Source organism: Streptomyces sp. NPDC034103 (assembly GCF_055575395.1).
In genome coordinates, this window is the sequence record NZ_JBVISS010000005.1 from 190,693 (window position 1) to 208,546 (window position 17,854).

Sequence of the window (17,854 nt, forward strand, 5' to 3'; positions counted from 1 at the left end):
TACGCGGCGGGAGCAGGGGTACGCGTAGGGCGCCAACCCCCACAAGTCCCCCTCGGGGGCGCCCCATTCTGAAGACAATCCGCAAATCTCTTCGCCAGGCCGTGTCCTCGGCACGTGTCAGACGGTTATGCCGAGTGGGGGAGCTCCACGCCGGAGCCAAGGAAGCAGGAAAACCACTATGCGCGTTGGAAGTTTCGTGTTGGCGGCCCAGTTCCCGGGGCAGGGCCAGGGGGAGGCGCTGCACCGCGCGGTCCGCTCGGCCGAGGTGGCCGAGGAGGCGGGTCTGGACTCGGTCTGGCTGGCCGAGCACCACTTCGTCCCGTACGGCACCTGCCCGTCGGCCGTCACCCTGGCCGCGTTGCTGCTCGGCCGTACCCGCCGGCTGCGGGTCGGCACCGCGGTCAGTGTGCTGCCCACCGTCCACCCGGTCGCCCTCGGCGAGCAGGCCGCGCTGCTGCACATCACGTCCGGCGGCCGGTTCTCGCTGGGCGTGGGCCGCGGCGGGCCCTGGGTCGACCTGGAGGTCTTCGGCTCGGGTCTGGAGGCGTACGAGACCGGGTTCCCGGAATCACTCGATCTGCTGGTCCGGTGGCTGCGCGAACCCTCGGTCGGGGCCTCCGGCGGGCGTTTCGACTTCCGGGAGGTGCCCGTCGTACCGCGGCCCTCGGAGTCCCTGTCGGAGGAGCCCGGCCCCGAGGTGATCGTCGCGTGCACGTCCCCGGCGAGTGTGCGGCTGGCGGCCGAGCGCGGGCTGCCGATGCTGCTCGGGATGCATGTCGGGGACGAGGAGAAGGCGGAGATGGTCGCCCTGTGGCGCAGTCACGCGCGCGCCGCGGGGCACTCACCGCCGGCGGTCCTGGAAGCACCCCATGTCTCCGCCGGCGTCTGCCAGATCGCCGACCGGCGTACGGACGCGGTGGAGACCCTGACGAAGGCGATGCCGGGCTGGCTGAAGCTGGGCCTGGAGGCCCATGTGACGGTCGACGGCCGGCAGCGGTCGATGCGCGACCCCGTGGCGTACACCGAACTGCTCTGCGGGCTGCACCCGGTGGGCACCCCCCGGTTGTGCGCCGACCGGCTCGCCGCGACCAGTGAGCGGACCGGCATCTCCCGCTTCGCCCTGCTCGTGGAGGGCTCGGGAGACCTCGCGGCGACCGAGGAGAACGTACGGCGGCTGGGCGCCGAGGTGCTCCCCCACCTCGGCTGAGCGTGTCCGTCCGACGTGCTTGCCGCCCCGGTACTTGATGCACCTCCCGCGTACGGAGCGGCAAGCAGCACAACCACCGGCTCAGCAGTCCCGGAACTCCGGTGACTGGTTGAGCAGCTGACTGCGGACCGAGGTGAAGCGGGCCAGCGTCTCGTCCACCGAGCCGTCCAGCGGGAACACCGCCACACGGTGGCAGTTCTGGAAGGCCAGTCGCACCCCGAAGTGCCTTTGCAGCGCGCCGCGTATCGCGTCACTCGCAAGCGCACGCAGCAGCTGACCGCGTGCCTGCTCGTCCGGCGGAGGCGTCTGGTTGTCGGCGAACGATCCACCGTCGACCTTCAGCTGGGCCACCAGGGAGCTGATCATCTCCCATGCGTAGGGCAGGGAGGTCCGGACGCAGTCGACGAATTCCGCTTCGTCGACCTCGCCTCGCTCGGCCTTCTCGAGTAGGGCCGGTGAGACGTCGAGCGACATGGGTTCTCCTCTCGCACCCCCGAACGGTCGTTCAGGAGTTGCCGGACAGGTAAGGGAGTTCGCGAATCGAACACGCTGCGTGCACACATCGCGACCTCCCGTTTACTACGGTAGGCAACGGGCGGTGACGGCACCAGGAAAACGCGTACATAGAGAGGCCTGGTTAGGGACACAATCGGCCACAAACGAACATCGCGTTTCTGGGGCGAATCGCGTGGACCCTGGCCCGTCGAGTAGCGTTGCCGACCATGCGTCTCGTCATCGCCCGGTGCTCCGTCGACTACGCGGGCCGGCTCACCGCCCACCTCCCGTCCGCCCCCCGTCTCATCCTGGTGAAGGCGGACGGCAGCGTGTCGATCCACGCGGACGACCGGGCCTACAAGCCCCTGAACTGGATGTCGCCGCCCTGCACGCTGAAGGAGGGCTCGGGCGACGAAGAGGGCGTCTGGACCGTCGTCAACAAAGGCGGCGAGAAGCTGATCATCACGATGGAGGAGATCCTCCACGACTCCTCGCACGAACTGGGCGTGGATCCCGGCCTGATCAAGGACGGCGTGGAAGCACACCTTCAGGAGCTGCTCGCCGACCGCATCGAAACCCTCGGCGACGGCTACACGTTGATCCGCCGCGAGTACATGACCGCCATCGGCCCGGTCGACATCCTCTGCCGGGACGCCGAGGGACAGACCGTCGCGGTCGAGATCAAGCGGCGCGGCGAGATCGACGGCGTGGAGCAACTCACCCGCTATCTGGAGCTGTTGAACCGCGACCCCCATCTCGCCCCGGTCCGCGGCATCTTCGCCGCCCAGGAGATCAAGCCGCAGGCCCGCGTCCTGGCCACCGACCGCGGCATCGGCTGCACGGTCCTCGACTACAACGCGCTGCGCGGCATCGAGGACGACAAGCTGCGGCTGTTCTGACAGCCACCGCTTCCTCCGCCACGACGACGAGGGCCGGGTCCGTTCCAGGACCCGGCCCTCTCGCGTGCCGTGGGGCGCCTCAGATCACGGCGCCCGAACCGCTCGGCGAACCCGCGCCGCCGCTCTCCGGGGCACTGGCGGGCGTGCTCGCCGGTGCGCTGGAGGAGGCCGGCCCGCTGGCCGAGTCGGAGGTGGACGGCTCGCCCGTGGGCTCCGGGGTCGGGCTGGTCGAGGGCGACGACGACGGCGAGGTCCCGCTCGGCGTCGGGGTCGGCGTCGTGGGCGTCGACGAGGTCGACGGCTTGGACGTCGGCGTCGGCGGCTTGCTCGTGGGCGTCCTGGTCGGCGAACTCGACGGCCCCTTCGTCCCGCTCGGGTCGTCCGAGGGCTCCGCCGTGTCCGTCGGCGTCGGGTCGTCGGACGTGCCGTAGGTGCCGTCGGGGCCCGGATCGGTCGGCCTGCTGGTGGCGGTGCCGGTGTCGCCGGAGCCGTCGTCGTTCTTCGGCACGTCGGCGCCGAGGCTGCCCTCCTCCAGGCCCTGGGTGGCCGACGGGTTGGGTCCGACCTGGCGGGACGGGGAGTTGGGGTCCTTGTCGGAGGTGGCGCCGAGTGTCACGACCGTACCCAGCACCGCGGCGAGCAGCGCGCCCGCGCCGGCCGCGACGAGGTTGCGGCGGGCCAGACCCCGCAGACCGCCACGGGCCTTGCGGTTGGGGACGGGGGCCGCGGCCGGTACCCGGTTGGTGACCAGCGTCGAGTTGTCGAGCGGTGACACCAGCGGCGGGAAGGCCGCGGGCACTCCCCCGGGCGGCGACTGCGACTCCTCGTGCCGGGCGTCGGGCACCTCCTCGCCCGCGGTCGCCGTCACTGTGCCGAGCGGTATGCCCAGGCGGTCGGAGACCAGGGCGAGGGCCCGCCGGCCCGCGACGGCACCGCGCTTGTCGGCGAGGGCGCCACGCAGCCCGATGGACGTCTCCAGCTCGGAGCGGGCCCGGTCGAGCTCGCCGGAGCAGAGGGCGAGGATGCCCAACTCGTGGTGGAAGTAGGCCTGTTCGCCGACCTCACCGGCGAGCCGGGCGGCCTCGGTGCCGAACCGCAGGGTCCGCTCCCAGGCGCTCCAGTGCAGCCCCGCGGCGAACGCGGGCGCCGCCGTGCGGGCCAGCTGGACGGTGACCGTCTCCTCGTCCTCCGCGGGCGGCAGGGCGGCCGGAACGAGGACGCCGAGGGCGGCGAGGACGGCGTCCGCCTCCGCGCAGACCCGCTCGGGGGTGACCGAGGGGTGGCCGGCCCACCAGGCGTAGTGCCGGGCCGCGGCGAGGGCCTTGGCCTCGATGTCCGCGCCGTATCCGGCGGCCTCCAGCTGGGCCTGGACACCGGCGGCGAGCCGGTAGCGGGAGCCGACCGGGGTGACCAGCGCGCAGCCGAGCAGTTCCCCGAGGGCGGCGTCGGCGTGGGTGTCGCCGACGAGGGCGGGCAGGTGTGCCTGGTGCGGCACCTCGCCGCCGAGCGCCACGGCGAACCGCAGGGCGTCACGCGCCGAGTCGCTGAGCCGGCCCGCGAGCAGGGCCGCGGGGGCGGCGCCCTCGGCGAGCGAGGGCAGGGGCACGTCGTGGCCGTCGCCGGCCTCGAAGGGGGCGTCGACCGGGGCGTCCTGGAAGACCCCGAACTCGTCGAAGGCGTCCGCGCCGGCCCGCAGTTCGTCGCGCTGCCGGAGCAGGGCACCGGCCTGGACGAAGCGCAGCGGCAGGCCCTCGGACTCGAACCAGAGGTCGCCCGCCCAGTTGGCCTCCTCCTCGGTGAGGGTCCGGCCGACGCCGCGCTCCAGGAGCTCGACACCGCCGGCCCGGTCCAGGCCGCTGAGGAGGACCTCCTCCAGGTCCGACCCGGTGGACGGCGCGGGCACCTCGGGTGTCGCGGCGACCAGGAAGGCGCACTCGGGGGTGGCGTCGAGGAGCTCCTCCAGCGCGGCGCCGCCGAACGCGATGTCGTCGACGACGACGACCGCGCCGATCTCCCGGACGTACCCGAGCAGGTCCTCGCGGTCGGGTCGGTGCAGGGGCGCGTCGAAGACGGCGTAGAAGAGGTCGTGGAGCAGGTCGTCGGCGGTGCGGTGGAAGCCGCTGAGCCGGACCACGCCGTCGGGGGCGAGGTCGGAGCAGTCCTCGGCGACGAGGCCGAGCAGGCTGGTGCGGCCGGAGCCGGCGGGGCCGGTGAGGCGTACCGAACGGCCGCGGGCGAGCAGGCGCACCAGGCGTTCGCGTTCGTCCTGGCGGGCCAGCAGGTGCAGGGCGGGCCGGGTGAGTCCGGCGGGGACGGGCGGTCTGGCCGCGCGCTCCGCCTCGGCGCGTTCGGTCGCGCTGAGCTTGCGGGGCCGCGAGGGCCGCTCGCCCGGCGGGCAGGCCTCTATCTCGCTGCCGTCGACGGGGTTGACGGTGAGCAGGTAGTCGCCGGACACCAGCTGCACCGTGCGGGCCAGGACGGGTCCGCTCTGACCGAGGTCGGGTGTGAGGGGGTCCCTGGGCGGGCGCTGGCGCGGCGTTCTGCCGTCACCGTTGTGGCCGTACTCCTCGGGTCCCCGGCTGTTCGGGTCCATAGGTTCAAGCCCCCCAAAAGCGTCTCGTGTGCCGTTTGCGGCCCCCTCCGGCCTGCTGCACACCGCGCTGTCGCTTCTGGTCCGGGCCCGCTCATTCAGGGATGTTCACTCAGCGGGCGACCGAACCCTAAACCTTCGCACAGTATCTACGACAGCCCGGGGTCCCGCGCCGTCCGAGACGTCACAGTCTCGTGAGGATTGCGCGCGACCTGCGTTTCACCACGGGAACACCCGGCGCTCACACCGCGTCCACACATGGGGTCACACCCGGGGCAGTGACTCCACCCCGATACCGCCCTCGATCGCCAGGATCCGGTGCAGGCGGGTGGCCACCAGCAGGCGCTGCATCTGCGGCGGTACGTCGCGCAGCACCAGGCGTCGGCCGCAGCGGCCGGCCCTGCGGTGGGCCCCCATGATCACCCCGAGTCCGGTGGCGTCCCAGGAGTCGAGCTCGGACAGGTCCAGCACCAGGTCGCCGACTCCGTCGTCGAGGGCCGTGTGCAGGACCGTACGGGCGTCCGCCGCGCTGCGGACGTCGAGGCGGCCCCCGACGACCAGCTCGGCGTGGTCGCCCCTGATGAACATATGCGCTCCCGTGGTGCGTCTCGTGCTCCGCGAATGTGATGTCCGGTGATGCACCCTCTGACTGCGTGAGGCGGTCAGAGGTTGCCGTCTGTAAGCGAACCGATACCGAATTCACCCCTGAGGGTGAGACTCCAGGGGCCTGTGCGGTTTCGGTGCCGGTGGTGACGCCTGATGGCGCTGATGCTCAGTGCTTGTAGAAGCCCTGCCCGCTCTTGCGTCCGATGTCACCGGCGTCAACCATCCGGCGCATCAGCTCCGGCGGAGCGAACTTCTCGTCCTGGGTCTCGGTGTAGATGTTGCCGGTGGCGTGCAGCAGGATGTCGACGCCGGTCAGGTCCGCCGTGGCCAGCGGGCCCATGGCGTGGCCGAAGCCGAGCTTGCAGGCGAGGTCGATGTCCTCGGCGCTCGCGACACCGGACTCGTAGAGCTTGGTCGCCTCCACCACGAGGGCGGAGATGAGTCGCGTGGTCACGAAGCCCGCCACGTCCCGGTTGACGACGATGCAGGTCTTGCCGACGGACTCGGCGAACTCCCGCGCGGTGGCGAGGGTTTCGTCACTCGTCTTGTAGCCGCGGACCAGCTCGACGAGCTGCATCATCGGCACCGGTGAGAAGAAGTGCACGCCGACGACCCGCTCGGGGCGCTCGGTGGCCGCCGCGATCTTGGTGATCGGGATGGCGGAGGTGTTGGAGGCGAGCACGGTGTCCTCGCGCACGATCGTGTCGAGCGTGCGGAAGATCTCGTGCTTGACCTCGAGCTTCTCGAAGACGGCCTCGACGACGATGTCGGCGTCCGCGGTGGCGTCCAGGTCGGTGGTCGCGGTGATCCGGCCGAGGGCGGTGTCGGCGTCGTGCGCCTCCATCTTGCCCTTGCTCACGAACTTGTCGTACGAGGCCTTGATGCCGTCGGTGCCACGCTTCAGCGCCTCGTCGGTGACGTCCCGCAGGACGACGTCCCAGCCCGCAGACGCGGAGACCTGGGCGATCCCGGAACCCATCAAGCCGGCGCCGATGACGGCAAGCTTCCTGGCCACTGTGCGACTCCCCTTTGAAACGCCTTGCAACGCTGTCGATATTGCCTCTCCGGCGGACCCTAGCGTTCGTGAGGAGCTGTGTGACCGGTAAGTAATGCGCGTCACGTCTCATCTGACGGACATCACACCGGCAGTCGTCACGCGGCGCCCCGGACGGCGTAGTTGAGCACGTTCTCGCTCAACAGCTCCTCGATGTCGTCGAGAAGCACCAGTACCTCTCGTGACACTTCGTCCGGATTGCGCCCCTTGACCATCTCGCGGCCGATGACGGCCATGACGGTGCTGTGGACCCAGCCGATCTGACCGGCGATCAGGTGCGGCATCGGATCGTCGTCGGCCACGCCGGTCTCCTCGCGCAGGGCCCGCTCCAGGCATGCCTCGACCTCCTGGCCGAGCGCCCACAGCCGGGAGCGCAGGACCGGCGCGTCCTCGATGACCCGCATGAAGGCGGCGTAGCCGGACATCAGCCCGACGCGGGGTGAGACCGCCTCGACCTCGTCGCGCAGCTCACGCAGGACCGCGACGGCGGCCGACTCCCCCTCGCTCCGGCCGCGCACCCACCGGGCGAGCCGGTCGACGACGCCGGCGGAGCGGTCGAAGAAGAGGTCCTCCTTGGCCGGGAAGTAGTTGTAGACGGTGTTGACGGAGACGTTCGCGGCGTCGGCGATCTCGGCGACGGTGACCGCGTCGAAGCCGCGTTCGACGAACAGGGCCGTCGCGATGTCCGAGATGTACTGCCGGGTCTGCCGTTTCTTCCGCTCCCTGAGCCCCTCTGCCATGCCCGGATCCTAACCCCGGTCCTGGGCCCCCTTGATTTTTGGAGTCATTGCAAAATTTCAGGGACTCTGTTTTTCTTGCGCCATGGCAGCAATCATCAGCGCGGCCGGACTGGCCCGTACCTTCCAGACCAAGCACGGCCCCGTGGACGCCGTGCGCGGTATCGACCTGACCGTCCGCGAGGGCGAGATCCTCGGTTTCCTCGGGCCGAACGGCGCGGGGAAGACCACCACCCTGCGGATGCTGACGACCCTGCTGGAACCCACCGGCGGCGTGGCCACCGTCGCCGGCCACGACCTCGCGACCGACGCCGCCGGGGTGCGGAGGGCCTGCGGCTATGTGGCCCAGTCGGGCGGGGTCGACCCGCAGCTCTCCGTGCGGGAGGAGCTGGTCACCCAGGGCCGCCTCTACCGGCTGACGAAGGACCAGGCGGCCGAGCGGGCCGGGGAACTGGCCCGGGACCTGGACCTGACCGAGCTGCTCGACCGCAGGTGCGGGGCGCTGTCGGGCGGTCAGCGCCGGCGCCTGGACATCGCGATGGCCCTCACCCATCGCCCGAAGGTGCTCTTCCTCGACGAGCCCACCACCGGACTCGACCCCGGCAGTCGGGCCGACCTGTGGGACCTGGTCCGGCGGCTGCGCGACGAGCACGGCACGACGGTGTTCCTGACCACCCACTACCTCGACGAGGCCGACGCCCTCGCCGACCGTCTGGTCGTCGTCGACCGGGGCGTGGTCGCCGCCGAGGGCACACCGACCGCGCTGAAGCTGAGGTACGGCGGCTCGATCGACGCCTCGCTCCAGGACACCTTCCTCGCCATCACCGGCCGCAGCGCCCCGCGGGCCGACGCCGCCCCCGTCTCCGTATAGGACGCCCCGACCATGCTTCTCCACGACACCGCGCTGATCTACGGCCGGTACCTCCGTCAGTCGCTGCGCTCCCGTTTCGCGCTGCTGTTCGGTGTGCTGATGCCGCTGCTGTATCTGCTGTTCTTCGGACCGCTGCTCACCGATCTCCCGCTGGGCGGGGAGGGCAGCTCGTGGCAGCTGCTCGTGCCCGGGCTGCTGCTCCAACTCGGCCTGTTCGGCGCCTCGTTCGCGGGGTTCGCGATCATCGTCGAGAAGAGCCAGGGGGTGGTGGAGCGCATGCGGGTGACGCCGGTCAGCCGGCTGGCGCTGCTGCTCGGACGGGTGCTGCGGGACGCCACCGTCTTCGTCTTCCAGGCGGTGCTGCTCGTGCTGGCCGCGCTGGCGATGGGGCTGCGGGCCCCGCCGGCCGGCATCCTGATCGGCTTCGCGTTCGTCGCGCTGCTGACGGTGTCGCTGGCCTCGCTGTCGTACGCGCTGGCCATGAAGCTGCACACCCCGGGAGAGTTCGGCCCGGCGGTCAACGCCCTGACGATGCCGATGATGCTCCTGTCCGGCCTGATGCTCCCGATGACCCTGGGCCCGGCCTGGCTGGACGTCCTCTCGCACTTCGTGCCGTTCCGCTATCTGGTGGACGCGGTCCGGGACGCGTACGTCGGCACCTACGCCTCGGCGCACATGGCGTACGGCGTGCTGGTCGCCCTCGGCCTCGCGGCACTCGCCGTGACAGTGGGCACACGCGTGTTCCGGAGCGCCGGGGCGTAATTACGCTGGCCCCATGGTCAATCTGACGCGCATCTACACCAAGACCGGCGACAAGGGCACCACCAACCTCGGCGACATGAGCCGGGTCGCCAAGACCGACCTGCGGATCGCCGCGTACGCCGACGCCAACGAGGCGAACGCGGTGATCGGCACGGCGATCGCGCTGGGCGGACTGACGGAGGAGGTCGTCAAGGTCCTCACCCGCGTACAGAACGACCTGTTCGACGTCGGCGCCGACCTGTCCACACCGGTCGTCGAGAACCCGCAGTTCCCGCCGCTGCGGGTCGAGCAGTTCTACGTCGACAAGCTGGAGGCGGACTGCGACCGCTTCAACGAGGAGTTGGAGAAGCTCCGCTCCTTCATCCTGCCCGGCGGCACTCCCGGTGCGGCCCTGCTGCACCAGGCGTGCACGGTCGTACGCCGCGCCGAACGCTCCACCTGGGCGGCCCTCGAGGTCCACGGCGACACCATGAACCCCCTCACCGCGACCTACCTCAACCGGCTGTCCGACCTGCTGTTCATCCTCGCGAGGACGGCCAACAAGGAGGTCGGGGACGTGCTGTGGGTACCGGGCGGCGAGCGCTAGGGCCGCCGGTCACCGGGGCGCCGGCGCCCGCTCGTCGGTCGGTGCCGCCGGTGCCTTCTTCGGCCACAGCAGGTAGGACAGCGCGATCAGGCCGTGGATGCCCGCGGCGCGCAGCGCCACCGCCTGGAAGGACCGCAGGGACGAGGTGTCGCCGTCCCCGACGTACCAGATCGCACCCTGGAGGAGTCCGCAGGCCACCGCCGCCGCCAGCAGGGTCCTGAGCCACAGCCGCCCCTCGTGCCGGGCCCTCGCCATGCCGTGGCGCGGGGGCTTCGGCGGGCGGGGGGCTCCGCCGAGGCGGTGGGCGGCATGGCCGTCGAGCCAGCGGATCGTGTAGTGGCCGTACGCCACCGTGTAGCCGAGGTAGAGCGCGGCCAGTCCGTGCTCCCAGCCCGGTTCGGCGCCGTTCCTCAGGTCGACCGCCGTCGCGACGAACAGGACCAGCTCCAGCACCGGCTCGCACAGCAGCAGCACCACACTGGTCCGGCGCCACTTCAGCAGGTACCGGACCGCCAGGCCCAGGGCCAGCAGCACCCAGAAGCCCACTTCACAGGCGATGATCAGCGCGACGATCACGACTCTCTCCTCCCACGGGACGGCGTCACCTCTCCAGGCTCCCGTCGGCCCCGGCCGCTTTCGTCGTCGGCGGTGACGAGGTCCCGGTACATCGAACGATGCAGTGCGCAACCGTTCGTGGGGATCAGGCGGAGGGCGGGACCGCCGTGTTGGATGGAGTCATGGCCGTACGACTCCCCCGCCCGCACCGGTTCGACGTGTACGCCGCGACCGGCGGGCTGCTCGGCGGTCTGCTGCTGGCGCTCCTCGGGCTCGCCACCCGGCGCTCCGACGATCCGATCACCCTCTTCGACGGCCCCTGGCCGGTCCTGGTGCCGCTCACCGTGCTGGCGGGCTGCGAGCTGCTGCGCCGCACGGCACCCCGTGCCGCCCTGCTGACCGGCACGGTCGCGATCTGCGCGGACCTGGTGACCCAGGGCAACCTGGCGTCGGTGCTGATGTTCACCGACCTCGTCTACGCGGCCGTCCTGTACGGCCCCCTCGCCTCGGCCCGCCGCATCCAGTGGATCACGGGTCTGCTCACGGTGGCCGGGACGCTGGTGCCGTTCGCGGTGTGGCGGGTGCCCGAGGCGCTGCTGATCGGTGTGGTCGTCGGTGTCGTGGCGTACGCGCCCGCGGCCACCGGGTGGATCGTCCGCAACCACCGGGACGCGGCCGAGGCGGCCCGGCTGCGGGCCGAACAGACCGCCCTGCTCGCCGAGATGGACCGCGCCCAGGCCGTCGTCGCCGAACGCGCCCGGATGGCACGGGAGTTGCACGACATGGTCGCCAACCACCTCTCGGCGATCGCCATCCACTCCACCGCCGCGCTCTCCCTGGACGACCCGGACACCTCACGCCAGGCCCTCGGTGTGATCCGCGAGAACAGCGTCAAGGGGCTGGAGGAGATGCGCCGGCTGATCGGCATCCTGCGGGACGGCGACGGCGAGCCCAGCGCGGTCCCCACCCTCGACGGCCTCACCGTCCTCGTCGAGGACGCCGGTACCAACGGCCTGGACGTCACCTTGGAGGCCGCGCACGCCGACAGCCTGCCCGCGCCCGTCGAGCTCGCCGCCTACCGCATCGTCCAGGAGTCCCTGACCAACGCCCTCAAGCACGCGAGCCCCGGCCGGGTCACCGTGACCCTGCGGCAGGCGGACGGCACCCTCGCCGTCGCCGTGACCAGCCCGTACGGTGACCGGAACCGACCGGGCGCGCCCGGTTCCGGCGCCGGTCTGGTCGGCATGCGGGAGCGGGCCGCGCTGCTCGGCGGCACCTTCGAGTCCGGTCCCGAGGACTCGGCGAACGGCAAGATCTGGGCCGTACGCGCCACCCTGCCCGTCGCCGACGTCACCGAAGGAGACCTCTCATGATCCGCGTGCTCGTCGCCGAGGACCAGTCCGCCGTACGCGCCGGGCTGGTCCTGATCCTGCGCAGCGCGCCCGACATCGAGGTGGTCGGCGAGGCCGCGGACGGCGAACAGGCGGTGGCGCTGGCCCGCGGGCTGCGGCCCGACGTGGTGCTGATGGACGTCCAGATGCCGCGCCTGGACGGGGTGTCGGCCACCCGGAAGGTCACCGAGGAGGGGCTCGCGGACGTCCTGGTGCTGACCACCTTCGATCTCGACGAGTACGTGTTCGGAGCGTTGCGGGCGGGTGCCGCCGGGTTCTTGCTGAAGAACACGGAGGCCAAGGACCTCGTGGCGGCGATCCGTACGGTGGCGCGCGGCGAGGGCATCGTCGCGCCGGCCGTCACCCGGCGTCTGATCGCGGAGTTCGCCGCGCGGCCCGTACGGCGGCCGGGCACCGATCCGGCGGTCCTCGACGCGCTCACCCGCCGCGAACGCGAGGTGCTGTCCTGTCTGGGCGAGGGGCTGTCCAACGCGGACATCGCGACCCGGCTGGACATGGCGGAGGCGACGGTGAAGACGCACGTCAGCCGACTGCTGGGGAAGCTGGAACTGCGCAGCCGGGTCCAGGCGGCGGTGCTGGCTCAGGAGTTGGGGATCTGAGGGCCGCTGCACGAGAGTGGTCCAGACCTATTGACCCGTGGTCCAGACCTTTCTATTCTCGCCGCACCGTGGCGTGAAGGCTCAGTCACGCCCCCAACACCCCCAAGGAGGCGCGGCATGCGCTTCAGACACAGAGTCGCGGCAGGCATCGCGACGCTGGTGCTCCCGTTCGCCGGCCTCGTCGGCCTCGCGAGCCCCGCCCAGGCCGCGACGTCCGCGACCGCCACCTACGCCAAGACCCAGGACTGGGGCTCCGGCTTCGAGGGCAAGTGGACCGTCAAGAACACCGGTACCACCAACCTCAGTTCCTGGACCGTCGAGTGGGACTTCCCCTCCGGCACCTCGGTCACCTCCGCCTGGGACGCCGACGTCACCTCCTCCGGCACCCACTGGACCGCCAAGAACAAGGCCTGGAACGGCACCCTCGCCCCCGGCGCCTCCGTCTCCTTCGGCTTCAACGGCAGCGGCTCCGGCTCGCCCGCCAACTGCAGGCTCAACGGCGGCAGTTGTGACGGCGGCACCACCACCCCCGGCGACAGCGCGCCGAGCGCCCCCGGCACCCCCACGGCCTCCGACATCACCAACACCTCGGTGCAACTGTCCTGGAGCGCCGCCACCGACGACAAGGGCGTCAAGAACTACGACGTCCTGCGCGACGGCACCAAGGTCGCGACGGTGACGACCACCTCGTACAGCGACTCCGGCCTCACCGCCGGGACCGACTACTCCTACAGCGTCCAGGCCCGCGACACCGCCGACCAGACCGGCCCCGTCAGCGGCGCCCGCGCGGTGCGCACCACCGGCGGCACCACCGAGCCCCCGCCCACCGGCGACAAGGTCAAGCTCGGCTACTTCACCGAGTGGGGCGTCTACGGCCGCAACTACCACGTCAAGAACCTGGTGAGCTCGGGCTCCGCCTCGAAGATCACCCACATCAACTACGCGTTCGGCAACGTCAAGAACGGTCAGTGCACCGTCGACGACACCTACGCCGCCTACGACAAGGCCTACACCGCCGACCAGTCCGTCAGCGGCACCGCCGACACCTGGGACCAGCCGCTGCGCGGCAACTTCAACCAGCTGCGCCAGCTGAAGGCCAAGTACCCGCACATCAAGGTGCTGTACTCCTTCGGCGGCTGGACCTACTCCGGCGGCTTCGCCCAGGCCGCGGCCAACCCGGCCGCGTTCGCCAAGTCCTGCAAGGCGGTCGTGGAGGACCCGCGCTGGGCCGACGTCTTCGACGGCATCGACATCGACTGGGAGTACCCCAACGCCTGCGGTCTGACCTGTGACACCTCGGGCGCCGCGGCCTTCAAGAACCTGATGCAGGCCCTGCGCACCGAGTTCGGCTCCAGCTACCTGGTCACCGCGGCCATCACGGCCGACGGCTCCTCCGGCGGCAAGATCGACGCGGCCGACTACGGCGGCGCCTCGGCCTACGTCGACTGGTACAACGTGATGACCTACGACTACTTCGGTGCCTTCAACGCCAAGGGCCCGACCGCCCCGCACTCGCCGCTGACCTCGTACTCCGGCATCCCGCAGGCGGGCTTCAACTCCGCCGACGCGATCGCCAAGCTGAAGTCGAAGGGCGTGGCGTCCAAGAAGCTGCTGCTCGGCATCGGCTTCTACGGCCGCGGCTGGACCGGCGTCACCCAGGCCGCTCCCGGCGGCACGGCGACCGGAGCGGCCCCCGGCACCTACGAGGCGGGCATCGAGGACTACAAGGTCCTCAAGACGTCCTGCCCGGCCACCGGCACCATCGCGGGCACGGCGTACGCCTACTGCGGCACCAACTGGTGGTCCTACGACACCCCCGCCACCATCGGCACCAAGATGACCTGGGCCAAGAACCAGGGCCTCGGCGGCGCCTTCTTCTGGGAGTTCAGCGGTGACACCGGCAACGGTGAGCTGGTGAGCGCGATCAACAGCGGGCTCAGCTGACGATCCGCGGTATGTGACACGGAGGGCGTGCGGTACCGACCGCACGCCCTCTGGCGTACGGCGCCCGGGGCCGTGCGGATCAGGCCACGTTGACGCGTTGCCCGGGCGGGGCCGCCTCCAGCCAGGCCAGGAAACCGGTCAGCGCGTCCTCGCTCATGGCGAGCTCCAGACGCGTGCCCCGGTGCACGCAGGTGAGGATGACCGCGTCGGAGAGCAGCGCCAGCTCCTCCTCGCCCTGCGGCAGACGGCGGCCGGCCACCTCGATCGCGACGCGCTCCAGGACGCGGCGGGGGCGGTAGGCGTAGGAGAAGACGCGGTACCACTCGATGCGGTCGCCGTTGTAGCGGGCGACGCCGTAGCTCCAGCCCTTGCCGTTGGTGTCCGGTTTCTCGGGTACGTCCCAGCGCAGCGAACAGTCGAAGGTGCCGCCGGAGCGCTGGATGAGCCGGCGCCGGAGGCCGAAGACGAACAGCCCCAGCACCACGAGCGCCACGACGATTCCGCACACAGTCAGAGCGAGGACCATCGACACCGACCTCCTCGTCTACTCGGTAACGGAATGGAAAAAACATCCACATTTGCCTCAGCCGCGACCAGGGCCGGATTTCTCCGGTCCCAGCCGCGGCTGAGTGACGTCATACGGTCTCGCGCAGGCTAGCGCGTCGCCGCCGCACGGATCCGTACGTCCGCTCGACGCTCGGCGGCGGCGTCACCCTCCGCCTTCGCCCGCTCCAGCTCGCGCTCGGCGCGCTGGACGTCGATCTCGTCCGACAGCTCGGCGATCTCGGCCAGCAGCGACAGCTTGTTGTCCGCGAACGAGATGAAACCGCCGTGCACCGCGGCGACGACCGTTCCACCATCACTCGTACGGATGGTCACCGGGCCCGACTCCAGCACACCGAGCAGCGGCTGGTGACCGGGCATGACGCCGATGTCGCCGGACGTGGTGCGCGCGACGACCAGGGTGGCCTCGCCGGACCAGACCTCTCGGTCGGCCGCGACCAGCGCGACGTGCAGCTCAGCAGCCAAGGTGGCTCCTCGGGTCACCACCCGGCGGTTCTGCCGGGTGTTGGTTATAAGTCTAGTGGGCGTGGCAGAGGGGGCGGGACGTACCCCGCCCCCTCAGACATGAGCCGCAGGGCTCACTCGTGAACCACAGGGCTCACGTCGAACTCAGCGAGTTCAGGAGACGCCCAGCTCCTTGGCGTTGGCCTTGAGGTCCTCGATGCCACCGCACATGAAGAACGCCTGCTCCGGGAAGTGGTCGTACTCGCCGTCGCAGATCGCGTTGAAGGCCGCGATCGACTCGTCCAGCGGGACGTCCGACCCGTCGACGCCGGTGAACTGCTTGGCGACGTGGGTGTTCTGGGACAGGAAGCGCTCCACGCGACGGGCACGGTGGACGACGAGCTTGTCCTCCTCGCCGAGCTCGTCGATACCGAGGATCGCGATGATGTCCTGGAGGTCCTTGTACTTCTGCAGGATCGTCTTGACGCGCATGGCGGCGTCGTAGTGCTCCTGCGCGATGTAGCGCGGGTCCAGGATGCGGGACGTGGAGTCCAGCGGGTCCACGGCCGGGTAGATGCCCTTCTCGGAGATCGGACGGGACAGAACCGTCGTCGCGTCGAGGTGGGCGAAGGTGGTGGCCGGGGCCGGGTCGGTCAGGTCGTCCGCGGGGACGTAGATCGCCTGCATCGAGGTGATCGAGTGACCACGGGTCGAGGTGATGCGCTCCTGGAGGAGACCCATCTCGTCGGCCAGGTTCGGCTGGTAACCCACCGCGGAGGGCATACGGCCGAGCAGGGTCGAGACCTCGGAACCGGCCTGCGTGAAGCGGAAGATGTTGTCGATGAAGAACAGCACGTCCTGCTTCTGCACATCGCGGAAGTACTCCGCCATGGTCAGACCCGCGAGGGCCACCCGCAGACGGGTGCCCGGGGGCTCGTCCATCTGGCCGAAGACCAGCGCGGTCTTGTCGATGACGCCCGACTCGGACATCTCCTCGATGAGGTCGTTGCCCTCACGGGTGCGCTCGCCGACACCGGCGAACACGGAGACACCGTCGTGGTTGTTGGCGACGCGGTAGATCATCTCCTGGATGAGCACCGTCTTGCCGACACCGGCACCACCGAACAGACCGATCTTTCCACCCTTGACGTACGGGGTGAGAAGGTCGATGACCTTGACGCCGGTCTCGAACATCTCGGTCTTCGACTCGAGCTCGTCGAAGCGCGGCGCCTTGCGGTGGATGCCCCAGCGCTCGCCCGTGTACTGCTCGTCGACGTTCAGCACCTCACCGAGGGTGTTGAACACCTTGCCCTTGGTGAAGTCGCCGACCGGAACCGAGATGGAGGCGCCGGTGTCGGTGACCGCGGCCTGGCGGACCAGACCGTCGGTGGGCTGCATGGAGATGGTGCGGACCAGGCCGTCACCCAGGTGCTGGGCGACCTCCAGGGTCAGCGTCTTCTTCTCGCCGGCGAGGGCCGGGTCGGCCACCTCGACGTGAAGGGCGTTGTAGATCTCGGGCATAGCGTCGACGGGGAACTCCACGTCGACGACCGGGCCGATGACCCGGGCGACGCGGCCCGTGGCAACGGCCGTCTCAACTGTCGTCGTCATTACCTGTCACTCCCCGCGGTCGCGTCGGCCAGGGCTGCGGAGCCACCGACGATCTCGCTGATTTCCTGGGTGATTTCGGCCTGGCGGGCCGCGTTGGCAAGTCGGGAGAGCGTGGTGATGAGCTCGCCCGCGTTGTCGGTGGCCGACTTCATCGCGCGCCGCGTGGCGGCGTGCTTGGAGGCGGCCGACTGGAGCAGCGCGTTGTAGATACGGCTCTCCACGTAGCGCGGCAGGAGGGCGTCGAGGACGTCCTCCGCCGAGGGCTCGAAGTCGTAGAGCGGGAGGATCTCGCCCTTGGGGGCGGCCTCCTTCGCGACCTCTTCGAGGCTGAGCGGCAGCAGGCGGTCGTCGAGCGCCGTCTGCGTCATCATCGAGACGAACTCGGTGAAGACGATGTGGAGTTCGTCCACACCACCCTCGGCCGTGTCCTTCTCGATGGCCTCGATCAGCGGACCCGCGACCTTCTTCGCGTCCGCGTAGGTGGGCTCGTCGGTGAAGCCCGACCACGACTCCGCGACCTTGCGCTCACGGAAGTTGTAGTGGGCCAGACCGCGCCGGCCGACGATGTACGTGTCGACCTGCTTGCCCTCCGCCTCGAGGCGCTCGGTCAGCTGCTCCGCGGCCTTGATGGCGTTGGAGTTGAAGGCACCGGCGAGACCACGGTCGCTCGTCAGGAGCAGCACCGCGGACCGCGTGACCTTCTCGGCCTGCGTGGTCAGCGGGTGCTTCGTGTTCGAGCCGGTACCGACCGCCGTGACCGCGCGGGTGAGCTCGGTCGCGTACGGCGTTGACGCCGCCACCTTGCGCTGCGCCTTGACGACGCGCGAGGCGGCGATCATCTCCATCGCCTTGGTGATCTTCTTGGTCGCGGTGACGGATCGGATGCGACGCTTGTAGACCCGGAGCTGGGCTCCCATG

Annotated in this window: 18 protein-coding genes; 8 read left to right on the forward strand and 10 right to left on the reverse strand. The window is 70.5% G+C overall.

Features of this window, described 5'->3' with window-relative positions:
• The first annotated feature begins 178 nt into the window (after positions 1-178).
• Positions 179-1,207 carry an LLM class flavin-dependent oxidoreductase gene (locus ACZ56U_RS12605; protein WP_469084026.1) on the forward strand — a complete coding sequence of 343 codons (1,029 nt, stop codon included), beginning with the start codon at positions 179-181 and terminating at the stop codon, positions 1,205-1,207.
• Between the two features lie 81 nt (positions 1,208-1,288).
• Here ACZ56U_RS12605 and ACZ56U_RS12610 read toward each other — a convergent pair whose 3' ends face one another.
• The gene (locus ACZ56U_RS12610; RefSeq protein WP_391232739.1) at positions 1,289-1,681 is read right to left on the reverse strand and encodes an SCO5389 family protein; all 393 of its coding nucleotides are present in this window, start codon (positions 1,679-1,681) and stop codon (positions 1,289-1,291) included.
• Between the two features lie 248 nt (positions 1,682-1,929).
• On the opposite strand from ACZ56U_RS12610, the gene nucS reads away from it, so the two are divergent.
• Positions 1,930-2,601, forward strand: a complete 672-nt coding sequence (gene nucS, locus ACZ56U_RS12615; protein ID WP_391232740.1) for an endonuclease NucS — start codon at positions 1,930-1,932, stop codon at positions 2,599-2,601.
• A gap of 79 nt (positions 2,602-2,680) precedes the next feature.
• On the opposite strand, the gene ACZ56U_RS12620 is transcribed toward nucS, so the two are convergent.
• From ACZ56U_RS12620 to ACZ56U_RS12635, 4 genes are all read right to left on the reverse strand, one after another.
• Entirely contained in the window at positions 2,681-5,194 is a 2,514-nt protein-coding gene (locus ACZ56U_RS12620) for an ATP-binding protein (RefSeq protein WP_469084027.1), read from the reverse strand.
• Between the two features lie 261 nt (positions 5,195-5,455).
• Positions 5,456-5,779 carry an STAS domain-containing protein gene (locus ACZ56U_RS12625; RefSeq protein WP_469084028.1) on the reverse strand — a complete coding sequence of 108 codons (324 nt, stop codon included), beginning with the start codon at positions 5,777-5,779 and terminating at the stop codon, positions 5,456-5,458.
• A 184-nt stretch (positions 5,780-5,963) separates the two neighbouring features.
• A complete protein-coding gene (locus tag ACZ56U_RS12630) occupies positions 5,964-6,812 on the reverse strand; it encodes a 3-hydroxyacyl-CoA dehydrogenase family protein (protein ID WP_469084029.1) in 849 nt (282 codons plus the stop codon).
• Between the two features lie 137 nt (positions 6,813-6,949).
• A complete protein-coding gene (locus ACZ56U_RS12635; RefSeq protein ID WP_469084030.1) occupies positions 6,950-7,591 on the reverse strand; it encodes a TetR/AcrR family transcriptional regulator in 642 nt (213 codons plus the stop codon).
• 82 nt (positions 7,592-7,673) lie between these two features.
• On the opposite strand from ACZ56U_RS12635, the gene ACZ56U_RS12640 reads away from it, so the two are divergent.
• Genes ACZ56U_RS12640 through ACZ56U_RS12650 form a run of 3 tightly spaced genes read left to right on the forward strand, consistent with a single transcriptional unit; the run spans position 7,674 to position 9,807 of the window.
• Positions 7,674-8,459 (forward strand): ABC transporter ATP-binding protein, encoded by a 786-nt coding sequence (locus ACZ56U_RS12640; protein ID WP_469084031.1) that lies wholly within the window; start codon positions 7,674-7,676, stop codon positions 8,457-8,459.
• Positions 8,460-8,471: 12 nt separating this feature from the next.
• On the forward strand, positions 8,472-9,221 hold the full coding sequence (locus ACZ56U_RS12645) for an ABC transporter permease (protein ID WP_469084032.1): 750 nt from the start codon (positions 8,472-8,474) through the stop codon (positions 9,219-9,221).
• A 13-nt stretch (positions 9,222-9,234) separates the two neighbouring features.
• The gene (locus tag ACZ56U_RS12650; protein WP_469084033.1) at positions 9,235-9,807 is read left to right on the forward strand and encodes a cob(I)yrinic acid a,c-diamide adenosyltransferase; all 573 of its coding nucleotides are present in this window, start codon (positions 9,235-9,237) and stop codon (positions 9,805-9,807) included.
• 9 nt (positions 9,808-9,816) lie between these two features.
• Here ACZ56U_RS12650 and ACZ56U_RS12655 read toward each other — a convergent pair whose 3' ends face one another.
• Entirely contained in the window at positions 9,817-10,383 is a 567-nt protein-coding gene (locus ACZ56U_RS12655; protein ID WP_469084034.1) for a hypothetical protein, read from the reverse strand.
• Between the two features lie 161 nt (positions 10,384-10,544).
• On the opposite strand from ACZ56U_RS12655, the gene ACZ56U_RS12660 reads away from it, so the two are divergent.
• From ACZ56U_RS12660 to ACZ56U_RS12670, 3 genes are all read left to right on the forward strand, one after another.
• Complete coding sequence (locus ACZ56U_RS12660; RefSeq protein WP_469084035.1) at positions 10,545-11,735, forward strand: sensor histidine kinase; 1,191 nt, start codon at positions 10,545-10,547, stop codon at positions 11,733-11,735.
• Complete coding sequence (locus ACZ56U_RS12665; protein ID WP_469084036.1) at positions 11,732-12,373, forward strand: response regulator; 642 nt, start codon at positions 11,732-11,734, stop codon at positions 12,371-12,373. The genes ACZ56U_RS12660 and ACZ56U_RS12665 overlap by 4 nt, the downstream gene beginning before the upstream one ends.
• Positions 12,374-12,490: 117 nt before the next feature.
• Positions 12,491-14,317 (forward strand): glycosyl hydrolase family 18 protein, encoded by a 1,827-nt coding sequence (locus ACZ56U_RS12670; RefSeq protein WP_469084037.1) that lies wholly within the window; start codon positions 12,491-12,493, stop codon positions 14,315-14,317.
• Between the two features lie 79 nt (positions 14,318-14,396).
• Here ACZ56U_RS12670 and ACZ56U_RS12675 read toward each other — a convergent pair whose 3' ends face one another.
• The 4 genes from ACZ56U_RS12675 to ACZ56U_RS12690 form a co-directional block, all read right to left on the reverse strand.
• Positions 14,397-14,843 (reverse strand): DUF2550 domain-containing protein, encoded by a 447-nt coding sequence (locus ACZ56U_RS12675; RefSeq protein ID WP_469084038.1) that lies wholly within the window; start codon positions 14,841-14,843, stop codon positions 14,397-14,399.
• 128 nt (positions 14,844-14,971) lie between these two features.
• Entirely contained in the window at positions 14,972-15,346 is a 375-nt protein-coding gene (locus ACZ56U_RS12680; protein ID WP_046262507.1) for a F0F1 ATP synthase subunit epsilon, read from the reverse strand.
• Positions 15,347-15,499: 153 nt separating this feature from the next.
• Positions 15,500-16,936, reverse strand: a complete 1,437-nt coding sequence (atpD, locus tag ACZ56U_RS12685; protein WP_469084039.1) for a F0F1 ATP synthase subunit beta — start codon at positions 16,934-16,936, stop codon at positions 15,500-15,502.
• Positions 16,936-17,853, reverse strand: coding sequence for a F0F1 ATP synthase subunit gamma (locus ACZ56U_RS12690; protein ID WP_391232761.1), 918 nt, complete (start codon positions 17,851-17,853; stop codon positions 16,936-16,938). The genes atpD and ACZ56U_RS12690 overlap by 1 nt, the downstream gene beginning before the upstream one ends.
• Position 17,854 lies beyond the last annotated feature (1 nt).